Source organism: Mesorhizobium sp. M7A.F.Ca.MR.176.00.0.0 (assembly GCF_004023165.1).
In the GTDB taxonomy this organism is placed as follows: Bacteria; Pseudomonadota; Alphaproteobacteria; order Rhizobiales; family Rhizobiaceae; genus Mesorhizobium.
Genome location: NZ_RZTC01000049.1, coordinates 34322 through 46246, shown reverse-complemented (window position 1 = coordinate 46246; position 11925 = coordinate 34322). Strand labels below are relative to the sequence as shown.

Genomic DNA, 11925 nt, shown 5'->3' with positions numbered 1-11925 from the left:
CCGAGACGGAGTGGGGGTCGATCTTTCATCGTGGGGCGAGGAACCCAGGTCCTGCTACTTCCAGTTCTTGCGCCGTTCGAGCTCGGCCTCGGATGGCTCCCCTGTGACAAACGAGCCGACCTTGATCTCGCCTGATCGTTCGTAGGTCGCCATGATGACGCCTGTGCTGGTTGCCTGCGACTTGATGAGCTTGAAGGCGGCCGGCATCGCGCTGTCGCCGAACAGCCGCTTGCCCTTGCCCAGCAACAGCGGGAAGATCATCAGCCGAATTTCGTCGATCAGCCCGTTGGCGAGCAAGGTCTGGATCAGATCGCCGGATCCCTGGATGAGCAGGTCAGGGCCATCCTCCTGCTTGAGACGGCGCAACTCCGCAACGATATCAGGCCCGAGCGATTGCGTGTTCTGCCAGGTGAGGGTGTCAGGCCGATGCGTCGCCACATATTTGGTCGCGGGGTTGAAGGCATCCGCGATCGAATCTTTCTGATACGGCCAGTAGGCGGCGAAGATGTCGTAGGTTCTGCGGCCGAGCAGCAGGGCGAAAGGCTTGGAGAACAGTTCATCCATGGCTGCGCTCCCCGCCTCGTCGAAGTAATGGAAGGTCCAGCCGCCGAACTTGAAGCCGCCGACCGGATCCTCTTGCGGGCCGCCGGGCGCCTGCATGACGCCGTCTAGGCTGACGAATGTCGCCGAGATGATCTTTCTCATTCCAGTGCTCCCGTTCTTCTGTCCACGCCGTCGTGGCCGGACTTCAGCCCAAGGACGGGCGACGAGCCACCAGTCCGACATATAAATTTTGGCGAACCACCATCATTTGCGAGGCCCGGGGTGGAGATCTTCCGACGAGAACCAGACATCGCCCGATATGGCGGTGGCGGTGTCGTCCGGCGCCCTGTCCTGCACCAGCCAGATCGAGCGGCTGCGCGCGGCCTGCTCGCGGGTCGGGATCCTCGACGCTGAGTCTGCGAGCGAGGCGCCGACGCAGGGAATGAACCACGATCGCATGAACGGATCGCAGGCGAAGCCTTTTTCGGTGCGGATCACCATCACCGCCAGCGGGACGCGCTCGGCCGGGCGCCAGGGGAAGATCATGCGGCCGCCGGGCCGCAGCGCCTTCAGCCACCCTGCTGGTGGCGCTGCGACGCCAGCATTGACGTAGATGATGTCGGATGGCGGCAGGGGCGTCGTCACCGCATCGCCATGGACGACCGTTGCATTGCCATATGCTTCGAGATTTTTGCGCGCCAGATCGGCCAGCTTTTCGTCGAGTTCGAAGCCGGTGACGGTGCCGCCTGGTAAAACCAGCCTGGCCAGCACGGCGGTGTAGTAGCCGGTGCCGGCGCCGATATGAGTGACGGCCTCGCCAGGTTTAGCCGCAAGCTTTCCGATCCACATGGCATGCAGGAAGGGCTCGCCATTGTTGATGCCCTTGTCGTCGTCGAGCGTCACCAGCACGTTCTGGTAGACATGGGCCGGGTCGGCGCTCGGCGTCGTGACCTTGCCGTTGCCGGCGATGACCGTCCACGGACCGGGACCGAGAAACGCTTCGCGCGGCACCTCGGCGAAAGCCGCTTCCAGGCGTGGATCGGGCGAGCCGGCATGGGCGACCAGCAGCCGCGCGTAGAATTTCCTGATGTCTTCGATCCCGGCCATGCTGCGGGACAACATAGCGCGGATTGTCGATTTGTCGCGAGACTACCCTTTGCGCACGGTAGTTGATTTTCGAAGCGGAGCTTAGCCGATGCCGAAGATGGTGTCGTAGAGCAGCTTGAAGTTGAGCCCCAGGATCACCGCGGCGACTACCCAGGCAAGGGCGGCGACGCCGCGCGGAATGGCGAGATTGCCCATCTTCTTTTTGTCGGAGACGAACTGCACCAGCGGGACGACCGCGAAAGGCAACTGCATCGACAGGATCACCTGGCTGAACACCAGCAACTGGCCGGTGCCCTTTTCGCCATAGAGCGCGGTGACGACCACCACCGGGATGATGGCGAGGCCGCGCGTCAAGAGCCGGCGTGCCCAGTTGGGGATGCGCAGGCGCAGGAAACCCTCCATGACGATCTGGCCGGCAAGCGTTGCCGTCACCGTCGAGTTCAGGCCGGACGCCAGCAGCGCCACCGCGAACAGGATCGAGGCGATGCTCAAGCCAAGCAGCGGCGACAGCAGCTCGAATGCCTGGCCGATCTCGGCGACATCCTGGTGGCCGGTGTTGTGGAAGGCGACCGCCGACACGATCAGGATGGCGGCATTGACGAACAGCGCCAGCATCAGGGCGATGGTCGAGTCCGTCGTTGCCCATTTGATGGCGTCGCGCTTGCCTTTGTCGGTGCGCTCATAGGCACGGGTCTGCACGATAGAGGAGTGCAGATAGAGATTATGCGGCATGACGGTGGCGCCGATGATGCCGATGGCGATGTAGAGCATCTCCGGGTTGGTGACGATCTGCGACGACGGCACGAACATGGCATGCAGGATCGAGCCTGCCGGCGGGGCGGCGACAAAGATCTGGATGGCGAAGCAGCTGAAGATGATGATCAGCAGCGCGATGACGAAAGCTTCGAGATAGCGGAAGCCCTTGTTCATCAGCAGCAGCACGAGGAAGGCGTCGAGCGCCGTCAGCATGGCGCCGCTGATAAGCGGAATGCCGAACAGGAGTTGCAGCGCGATCGCGGTGCCGATGACTTCGGCCAGGTCGCAGGCGATGATGGCCAGTTCGCAGGCGATCCACAGCACGAAATTGACCGGACGGGGATAGTAGGCGCGGCAGGCCTGGGCGAGGTCGCGGCCGGTGGCGATGCCGAGCCGTGCCGCCAACGCCTGCAGCAGGATCGCCATCAGGTTGGACAGCATGATGATGAACAGCAGCGTGTAGCCGAACTGCGCGCCGCCGGCGAGATCGGTCGCCCAGTTGCCCGGATCCATATAGCCGACCGAGACCATGTAACCGGGACCCATGAAGGCGAACAGGCGGCGGAACCAGACCCCCGAACTCGGAACGGCGATGGAGGAATTGACTTCACGCAGGCTGGGCTGCTCGTCCTCGTCGGGCCTGGCGAACCGCCATGAGGAACGGGAGGCTGTGGCTTCGGCTTCGGACATGGGGGAGGGCTTTCCGGGAGACTGGGCGATGTTCCCTAAGCTATGCCATGGCTCAACATTATGCAATATGCTATATTTCATTGTCGTTGCTTTTCATCCGGCCGGCGGTCATCGGGTGGAAACGGCAATCGGAAGCGCTGGTTGCACCTGTGGCGCAATGCAAATAAACGGCCTGAAGAATCAGAGCCCGTGCTATGAAAGCATGGATGGCAAATAGTCCTGGGAGGAGCGCGTATTGGCGCTGAAGAACAGACCGGTCCCGCGCGAGCCGCTGCTTGACGCCGAAATTCATTCGGAGGGCTTCCGGCAGCAGCGCGAAGCGCGCCGCAGCGCGCTGGTCGAGGATTATGTCGAGCTGATCGCCGACCTGATCGAAGACGGCAACGAGGCGCGCCAGGTGGACATCGCCGCACGCCTGGGCGTCGCCCAGCCGACAGTGGCCAAGATGCTGACCAGGCTGTGCGCCGACGGCCTGGTGTCGAGAAAGCCCTATCGCGGCGTGTTCCTGACCGATGCCGGCCGCAAGGTCGCGGAGCAAAGCCGCATCCGCCATCAGACGGTGGAAGCCTTTTTGCGCTCGCTTGGTGTCAGCGCCGAGACGGCGCGCATCGACGCCGAAGGCATCGAGCACCATGTCAGCGCCGAGACGCTGGAAGCTTTCCGCAAGGCGATGACGGCGCGCTGAGCCGCCAGATTTCCGGCGCTGCCGGAACCGTCGCACGCCGGGCACGTTGCTCCCGACAGCGCGCGTTTTGTCGCGCGAACGGAGGAAGCGATGGGCATCGAACAAGCACCGACCGCAAAGGGCAAGCAGGCGGCCGCGGGACTGAAACAGGCGGCGGCGAGGGACGAGCGCAAGACCGAGGCGGAAACCGGCCGTCCGCTTAAAAAGGGCGCGGCGCGTTTCGAGGAACGGTCGAAGAGCTCTGACGGCAAGAGCGCCGGCGCCAAACAGGAAGATTAGGCGTCTGACGTGATTGGCTGCAGGCCAAGGCCGCTGTTGGACGTGGTTTACGTCCTTTCTTGCGGCAGTGTCTATCGCCCTCCGCTATGGCTGCGGGCGTTCGAGCCTTTTGAAAGGTCCAGTGGACCTTTCAATTTGCCTGCGGCAAACCGTTCCCTCACTCCCTGACATCCTGCACCCAGCTGCGCGGGTGGCCGTCGACGCGGAACTGGAAGATGAAATAGGGCGGGATGCAGGTGCCTTTGCCGGCTTTTGCCTGCACCAGATCGTCATAGCCTGCGGTGCAGATATAGTCCTCGCGGCAGGGATGCGCCTTGTCGCAGGCGCGCAGGCCGGCGGTCTTGGTGAATTCCTTCGTGCAGAATTTGTGGTCCTTGCCCGACGCGATGCAGTCGTTGAAGCCGGTCTTGGCCAGACGTCCGCACGTCGCCTCGCCGGGAAGCTTGTCGCAGCTCGCCTTGCGCAGCATGCCACCGGGAAAGCCGCCGGTCTTCTGCTGCGGATTGTCGTAGCGCTGGCGCGCCGCGCCATAGCCGGCGAGCTTGACCGGCGGCTTCTTGTCCCGCGCCGGGTCGATGGCGCAGGCCTTGGCGGTGGCCGGGGAGAGGCGGCAATACTGGTCGTTGCCCCAGGTCGACATCTTGATCTCGCCGAACTCGACCGGGTCGCCGACGGCCGTGCCGGCCTCGCTGACGCAGGTGCCGAAGCCCGGATGGATGGCGCTTTCATGGACGCCAGCGCAGCGCAGGCCGGTGCCGCAGGTCCAGTCCTTGAAACTTGGGTCCTCGCCGCGATAGCAGATCGAGCCCCAGCCATTGTAGAGGTCGGTGCCTTTCAGCGCCTCGGCATATCTGGCGTCCGGACGGGCGGCGAAGCCGCGCGTAAAGTCCGGGTGACTGCCGGCGGCGAACTGCTCGACGATGGCGCGGCGGCGCGGCAGGTCGGCGAAGAACACAGCCGAGCCCGGCACGAAGACGGCGTTGCGGCGCGGCTCGCTGGCCGGATCGGCGCCGGTGTAATGAAAGCCGGCAATGCCATGCGTCTGATGGCAACCGGTGCAGCTCATCTCGTTGAGCCGCAATTTGAAGCCGGCCGCCGACTTGATGGTGGCGAGCGTATTGCCCCTGGCGACGTAGTCCTTCAGCGCCTTGTCGATGTCGGCGTCGTCGACCAGCCCGTAGACGATGTTGTTCTGCGACCGGCTGAGGCCGCCGGGTGCGACGGAGACGGCGCTCCTGGCCAGGAATTTTTCATCGATGACCAGCCGGCCATGGTCGAGGTCGTAGATGTTGCGGTCGGTGAGCAGCCATTTGGCGAAAGACGGCTTGTCGGCCAGCACGGTGGCGCGGTCGATCTGGTTTTCCATCTTCGCTTCATAGAAGCTGGACGTCGCCGGATCCCATTTGAAGATCTTCAGGAGGTATTCGGCATGACCGCCGAAATCGCGCCGCGTCGAGGCAGACAGGCGCAGCACCTGCATGTTGAGTTCGAGTCGCATGATCTGCGACGACTTGAGCATGGCGCCCGACAGCGGCCCCTCGTCGGAGCGCAGCCAGGCGGCAAGCTGGTCGGGTGGCAGGTCTTTCTTTCCGGCTGCCAGCCAGCGCTGGGCAACATCGGCGCAGGACCCGTCGGTGGCGCTTGGCAGGTCCTTGGAGGCGCGCGCTTGTGCCTGCCTGGGTTTGGCGTTGAACACCAGGCTCATGGTCAGCGGCAGCCGCGAGGAAATGCGCTGGCCTCCCTTTCCCTTCACCGGCTTTTCAGCAATCGAATAGTGGAAGCGATAGATCAGCCGGATCTCGCCGCATTCAGTGTGGCCGAGATAGCCGCGGTCCATGCGGTTGACGACGCCGGTGAGGTCCAGCGTCGAGCCGTCGTCGTCGATGTATTTTGGATTGAATTTCTGGCTGGTGTCCTTCGATCTGGCCATGTCGGCGACATAGGGGTCCGGACTGGTCTTCGGCTCGTCGGCGATCTGCTGCTTGACTGTGTCGCGCACCGTCGCCAAAGCCGGTACCGAGAACAGACCGCGATTGTCGACCTCGCGGGTCAGGCCGAGCGCTGGCCCCAGCAGGCGGCTGATCGACAGTCCGCCACGCTCCAATGCCTGCAAGGTGGCGGGGTCGGTGACGGCAACGCTGGAATCGAGCGTCACCGCGCCGGCTACCGGCGTGCCGAGGCAAAACAACGCCGCAATCAGCGACAGGAACGAACCGATCGTCTTCAAGCCCAATACATCCCCCATCCACGAGCAATGCTACAGGCCTTGCGCACTCTCGGCCAGAGCGGTGAGGCCGTCATGCCAGAACCGCCGCGGTCTGGAAAAATGCTGTGACTTGGAGCAACCATTGAGATAGTTGTTTGTTGGGTCGAGCCCCGCAACAACGGGGAAGTTTGCAGCGCGAGGAGTTGCCATGCTCTGGAGAGGCCGTCGTCAGAGTGACAATATCGAGGACGACCGCAGCGGCGGTGGCGGGCTCGGCGGCGGCGGTGGCCAGTTCCGCATTCCGATCGGCGGTCGCACCGGTGGCGGCGGCAGCATCTTCCTCGTCATCCTGGTGGTGCTGGCCGGATGGTATTTCGGCTTCGATCCGTCGACGATCCTGGGTGGCGGCGGCGGCGGACTGGCGCCGGGCGGCGGCGGTCAGATCACCGACAACAGCGGCCAGGACAGCGGTGCCACACCTGCCAATGACGAGATGAAGCAGTTCGTGGCGACCGTGCTGGCCGAGACCGAGGACACCTGGTCCGGCATCTTCAAATCTCAAGGCCTGACCTACGAGGATCCGAAGCTGGTGCTGTTTTCCGGCCAGGTCCGCTCGGCCTGCGGCTTCGCTTCAGCGGCGGCCGGACCGTTCTATTGTCCCGGCGACCACAAGGTCTATCTCGACATGACCTTCTTCCAGCAGCTCGACCAGCAGTTCGGCGCCTCGGGCGAATTCGCCCGCGCCTATGTGATTGCGCATGAGGTCGGCCACCACGTGCAGAACCTGACCGGCATCATGTCCAAGTTCAACCAGATGCGGCAAAGCATGGGTGAGGTCGAAGCCAACCAGATGTCGGTGCGAATCGAGCTTCAGGCCGACTGCTTTGCCGGCGTGTGGGCGCATTACACCGGGCAGAAAGGCATATTGGAGCAGGGCGACATGGAGAGCGCGCTGAACGCCGCCAAGCAGATCGGCGACGACACGCTGCAGAAGAAGACGCAAGGCTATGTCGTGCCGGAAAGCTTCAACCACGGCACCTCGCAGCAGCGGCAGACCTGGCTGGCGCGTGGTTACAAGAGCGGCAAGCTGTCGGAGTGCAACACGCTGAGTGGGCCGATCTGACCAGGCCGTTTTCGAGCTTCACCTGCCGGCGATGTTGCCGTCAGGGGCTGTCAGGATGAACGCATCCGGATTGTTCCCTTATTGTTCCTTGCCGCGGGCTCGCCTATAAGTGCGTCCGCCTGCGCCTGAGGGCGAGCAGAGGAGCTTGATCCTGCATGATCGACCCCAAAACCGCCAGACGGGGCCTTGCGCTCGTCTTCACAACGCTGCTGCTCGACATTATCGGCTTCGGCATGATCATGCCGGTGCTGCCGGCCTATCTCCGGGAATTGACCGGGGTCAGCATCAGCGGCGCGGCGATCGAAGGCGGCTGGCTGTTCTTCGTCTATGCGGCGATGCAGTTCGTCTTCGCGCCGATCATGGGCGGCTTGAGCGACCGGTTCGGACGCCGCCCGATCCTGCTCGCCTCGGTGCTGACCTTCTCCATCGACAATCTGATCTGCGCGGTCGCCTGGTCCTACCCGATGCTGTTCATCGGGCGTGTGCTGGCCGGCATTTCAGGCGCCAGCTATTCGACGACTTCAGCCTTCATCGCGGATATCTCGAACGATGAGAACCGGGCAAAGAATTTCGGCCTGCTCGGTATCGCGTTTGGCGTCGGCTTCGTCATCGGGCCGGTTCTGGGCGGGCTGCTCGGCACGTTCGGGCCGCGCGTGCCATTCTATTTCGCCGCCGGGCTCGCCTTCGTGAATTTCCTCATTGCGTTGTTTTTCCTCCCGGAAACGCTCGATGACAAGCATCGCCGCCGCTTCGAGTGGAAACGCGCCAACCCGGTCGGCACGCTGCTGCAGATGCGCCAATATCAAGGCATCGGCTGGATCGGGCTTGTCTTCTTCCTGATGACGCTCGGACACATGATGTATCCGGCGGTCTGGTCGTTCGTCTCCAGCTACCGCTATGGCTGGAGCGAGCAGCAGATCGGCTTCTCGCTCGGCGCCTTCGGCCTGTGCGGTGCGACCGTCATGGCGACGGTGCTGCCGCGCGTGATCCCGAGGCTTGGCGAGTGGAAGACGGCGGTCATCGGCCTGACATTCACGGCAGCCAGCGCTTTCGGCTATGCCTTCGCGTCGCAAGGCTGGATGATCTATGCGGTGATCGTCGTCGGCTGTCTGGAAGCACTGGCCGATCCGCCGCTGAGGAGCCTCGCCGCCGCCAAGGTGCCGCCTTCGGCGCAGGGCGAGTTGCAGGGCGCGATGACCTCGATCTTCTCGATCACCTCGATCATCACGCCGCTGCTCTATACGGCGATCTTTTCCTGGTTCACCGGGCCAAGCGCGCCGGTGACCTTCGGCGGTGCGCCCTATCTGGTCGGCGCATGTTTTCTGACGCTGGCGGTCATCGTCTTCGTCACCAAGGTGGCGAGGCCCGCGGCGCGCGCAAATGTCACCGCCGGCGCCGCCGAAGATGGAGCGCAGGTGTGAGTCACAGCCGCATTGCGCTGACTCGGGACGGACTGTCGCTGTCGCGGTTGGTCTTCGGCGCCTCGCGTCTGCTCGACAGCGCCGCCCGCCCGGATGCCGATCAGGTCGCACGGCTGATCGGCACCGCCGTCGATCTCGGACTGACCAGCTTTGATCATGCCGACATCTATGGGCACTATGAGGTTGAAGCGGCCTTCGGCGCCGGGCTGGCGCGCTGGAAAGGCAAGCGCGACAGCATCGAACTGATCTCGAAATGCGACATCATGAAGAAATCGCCAAACCGGCCGGACAACCGGCTGAAGCACTACGATACCAGCGCCACTCATATCGCGGCCTCGGTCGACCGCTCGCTCGCCAATCTCGGCACCGACTATCTCGACCTGTTGCTGCTGCATCGGCCGGACCCGTTGATGGATGCCGATGAGACGGCGCCGGCACTGGCCGGCCTGGTCAAAGCCGGTAAGGTGAGGGCGGTCGGCGTCTCCAATTTCACGCCGTCGCAGTTCGATCTGCTGGCCTCGCGAATGCCGTTCGCGCTCGCCACCAACCAGATCGAGATGTCGGTGCTGAAGACATCAGCGCTGACCGACGGCAGCCTCGACCACGCGCAGCGCCTTGCCTATGCGCCGATGATCTGGTCGCCGCTCGGGGGCGGCTCGCTGTTCACCGGCAAGGAGGGGCGCGAGGCGCGGGTGCGGGCAGCGCTAGCCGAGGTGGCAGCGGAAATCGGTGCCGGCGATCTTGCCGCAGTCGCCATCGCCTGGCTGCTGCGCCACCCGGCCCGATTGGTGCCGGTGCTGGGTTCGATGAAGCCGGAACGGCTGGCCGCCATGGTCAAGGCGCTTGATATCGGGCTCGACCGCCAGCAATGGTTCGCCGTCCTGGAAGCCAGTGAAGGCCGGCCGGTGGCGTAGGATGAGAACTAGATTCTTTGTTTGTCGCAATTCCCGGACGGGAAACCGTTTCACACTTTTCCTGGGATTGCTCTAGGGTTCGATCCATTCGCCGGGGATATCCAGCGTCTTTGCCAGCATGGCACTGGTCTGCGGCGATGGTTTGCGACGATTGGATTCGAGGTCCGACAGGAAACCCTGGCTGACACCAATGGCAGTCGCCAAATCGGCTTGGGTCAGGTTGCGCCAATTGCGCAGCGCTTTGAGCCGGCTCGAGCCCCGCAGGATATCCATCGTCACGGCAGCGGGCAGGGGCTTTTCCGTTTTGAGCTCGGCCTTCCGTTCATCGTAGATCGCCACATCCGCAGCATCTTCCACGGCTTCTTCAGCGGCATGCAGCAATGCCTCGTAGTCGGCCTTCGGGATGACGACCAGTTCTTCGCCGGTTGAGGTCTTGATGATTTGCGGGGCGTTCATGATGTCCTGTCCTATGGCCTGCTATAGGTCGTCGTTTCACGCTTGCCGATGTAGATCGCGAGAATCGTGGTGCGGTCTTCGTCGAATATGACGCGATAGCGGCCGATACGCAGTCTATAACCGTTCCGGCCGGCAAGACGCTTTACATCTCCACGACCGCTGACGGCGTAAGTGATCAAACCCTCGGAAACCTGCTCGCGGACATCCGCCGGCAGGTTATCGAGATCGCGAGCCGCCGATACCGAAAGGATGATCGTCTTCACAACAAGCAATATCGCACATTTATCGCTTTGTGTTAAGCGATATCGCTAACAGCATTCTGAAGGATCAAGCCCGTTCGGCCAGCAATTCCTCGCCGCGCTTCTCGCGGATTAGATTGACGAAGCGACGGAACAGATAATGCGAGTCCTGCGGGCCGGGCGAAGCCTCCGGGTGATGCTGGACCGAGAACACCGGCCGGCCGGTCAGCGTGATGCCGCAGTTCGAACCGTCGAACAGCGAGACGTGGGTTTCCTCGACGCCCGATGGCAGCGAGTCGGCATCGACGGCAAAGCCGTGGTTCATCGAGACGATCTCGACCTTGCCGGTGGTGTGATCCTTGACCGGATGGTTGGCGCCGTGATGGCCCTGGTGCATCTTGGCGGTCTTGCCGCCCAGCGCCAGTGCCAGCATCTGGTGGCCGAGGCAGATGCCGAACACGGGGATGTCGGTCTTCAACAGATCCCGGATGACCGGCACGGCATAATCACCGGTGGCTTCCGGGTCGCCGGGGCCATTGGAGAGAAAAATGCCGTCCGGCTGCATGGCAAGGATTTCTTCGGCGCCGGTCTTGGCCGGCACCACCGTGACCTTGGCGCCGAGGCCGGCGAGCAGGCGCAATATGTTACGTTTGACGCCATAATCGATGGCGACGACATGCATTGTCGGTTCGGTCTGTTCGCCAAAGCCTTCGTTCCACACCCAGGGCGTCTCGCGCCAGACCGAGGACTGGCCCGAGGTGACATCCTTGGCGAGGTCGAGCCCGATCAGGCCCGACCATGCGGCGGCGCGCCGCTTCAGATCGTCGAGATCGAACACGCCGTCGGGCGCGTGCGCGATGACGGCGTTGGGCATGCCCTTTTCGCGGATCAGTGCTGTCAGCGCGCGCGTGTCGATGCCCGACAGGGCGACGATGCCGCGCTTCTTCAGCCATTGGTCGAGACCGGTGCCGGCGCGATAGTTGGACGGGTTGGTGACATCGGCCTTGAACACGGCGCCGACGGCGCCGGCGCGGGCGGCGGGATTGAGGTCCTCGATGTCCTCGTCATTTGTGCCGATGTTGCCGACATGCGGAAAGGTGAAGGTGACGATCTGGCCGGCATAGGAAGGGTCTGTGAGGATTTCCTGGTAGCCGGTCAGCGCCGTGTTGAAGCAAACTTCGGCGACGGCGGAGCCGGTGGCGCCGAGACCGCGACCTTCGATGACAGTGCCGTCGGCCAGCACCAGAAGGGCGGTCGGCTTTTCAGTGGCCCATGCGGGGGTCAAGGCGGGCGTCATCTCGGCCATGCGGCACTCCTATCAGGCCGCGCGCTGCAACCGGCCCGGCGGGCCATCTGCGCGGCAAACGGCGCGAAGCGGCGATTTCGCGGCCTCCACGCAGTCAAATTTCCGTTCATGCAAGGCCCAGTACATAGGGGAAGGGGGCAGGGCGGTCAATGATCATGCGAAATGCCGGAACGTTTTATTTCACCTAGCAAAATCAGTGG

Annotated in this window: 12 protein-coding genes; 5 read left to right on the top strand and 7 right to left on the bottom strand. The window is 63.4% G+C overall.

Annotated features, from left to right (window positions below; genetic code table 11):
* Window positions 1–54: 54 nt before the first annotated feature.
* The 3 genes from EOB59_RS17910 to EOB59_RS17900 all read right to left on the bottom strand — a co-directional run bounded on the left by EOB59_RS17910 (window position 55) and on the right by EOB59_RS17900 (window position 3096).
* The gene (locus tag EOB59_RS17910; protein ID WP_127399421.1) at window positions 55–705 is read right to left on the bottom strand and encodes a dihydrofolate reductase family protein; all 651 of its coding nucleotides are present in this window, start codon (window positions 703–705) and stop codon (window positions 55–57) included.
* Between the two features lie 102 nt (window positions 706–807).
* On the bottom strand, window positions 808–1650 hold the full coding sequence (locus EOB59_RS17905; RefSeq protein WP_164895679.1) for a protein-L-isoaspartate O-methyltransferase: 843 nt from the start codon (window positions 1648–1650) through the stop codon (window positions 808–810).
* An 81-nt stretch (window positions 1651–1731) separates the two neighbouring features.
* On the bottom strand, window positions 1732–3096 hold the full coding sequence (locus EOB59_RS17900; protein WP_127809602.1) for an Nramp family divalent metal transporter: 1365 nt from the start codon (window positions 3094–3096) through the stop codon (window positions 1732–1734).
* Window positions 3097–3331: 235 nt separating this feature from the next.
* Here EOB59_RS17900 and mntR point away from each other — a divergent pair, with 235 nt between their 5' ends.
* Together mntR and EOB59_RS17890 are read left to right on the top strand one after the other, a co-directional pair.
* Window positions 3332–3781, top strand: coding sequence for a manganese-binding transcriptional regulator MntR (gene mntR / locus EOB59_RS17895; RefSeq protein ID WP_127271216.1), 450 nt, complete (start codon window positions 3332–3334; stop codon window positions 3779–3781).
* Window positions 3782–3871: 90 nt separating this feature from the next.
* Window positions 3872–4060 (top strand): hypothetical protein, encoded by a 189-nt coding sequence (locus EOB59_RS17890; protein WP_127321885.1) that lies wholly within the window; start codon window positions 3872–3874, stop codon window positions 4058–4060.
* Between the two features lie 157 nt (window positions 4061–4217).
* Here EOB59_RS17890 and EOB59_RS17885 read toward each other — a convergent pair whose 3' ends face one another.
* On the bottom strand, window positions 4218–6287 hold the full coding sequence (locus EOB59_RS17885; protein WP_245486668.1) for a hypothetical protein: 2070 nt from the start codon (window positions 6285–6287) through the stop codon (window positions 4218–4220).
* Window positions 6288–6474: 187 nt separating this feature from the next.
* Between EOB59_RS17885 and EOB59_RS17880 the strand changes: the two genes are divergently transcribed.
* The 3 genes from EOB59_RS17880 (at window position 6475) to EOB59_RS17870 (ending at window position 9724) form a co-directional block, all read left to right on the top strand.
* On the top strand, window positions 6475–7389 hold the full coding sequence (locus EOB59_RS17880) for a neutral zinc metallopeptidase (RefSeq protein WP_128288915.1): 915 nt from the start codon (window positions 6475–6477) through the stop codon (window positions 7387–7389).
* 155 nt (window positions 7390–7544) lie between these two features.
* Window positions 7545–8810, top strand: coding sequence for a TCR/Tet family MFS transporter (locus EOB59_RS17875; protein ID WP_128288914.1), 1266 nt, complete (start codon window positions 7545–7547; stop codon window positions 8808–8810).
* Window positions 8807–9724, top strand: coding sequence for an aldo/keto reductase family oxidoreductase (locus EOB59_RS17870; RefSeq protein ID WP_127397908.1), 918 nt, complete (start codon window positions 8807–8809; stop codon window positions 9722–9724). The genes EOB59_RS17875 and EOB59_RS17870 overlap by 4 nt, the downstream gene beginning before the upstream one ends.
* A 72-nt stretch (window positions 9725–9796) precedes the next feature.
* Here EOB59_RS17870 and EOB59_RS17865 read toward each other — a convergent pair whose 3' ends face one another.
* From EOB59_RS17865 to carA, 3 genes are all read right to left on the bottom strand, one after another.
* Window positions 9797–10180: a helix-turn-helix transcriptional regulator gene (locus EOB59_RS17865; protein ID WP_127397906.1), complete on the bottom strand. Its 384-nt coding sequence runs from the start codon at window positions 10178–10180 to the stop codon at window positions 9797–9799.
* Between the two features lie 11 nt (window positions 10181–10191).
* Complete coding sequence (locus EOB59_RS17860) at window positions 10192–10443, bottom strand: type II toxin-antitoxin system RelE/ParE family toxin (RefSeq protein WP_023809686.1); 252 nt, start codon at window positions 10441–10443, stop codon at window positions 10192–10194.
* A 64-nt stretch (window positions 10444–10507) separates the two neighbouring features.
* The gene (carA, locus tag EOB59_RS17855; protein WP_128288913.1) at window positions 10508–11725 is read right to left on the bottom strand and encodes a glutamine-hydrolyzing carbamoyl-phosphate synthase small subunit; all 1218 of its coding nucleotides are present in this window, start codon (window positions 11723–11725) and stop codon (window positions 10508–10510) included.
* Window positions 11726–11925 lie beyond the last annotated feature (200 nt).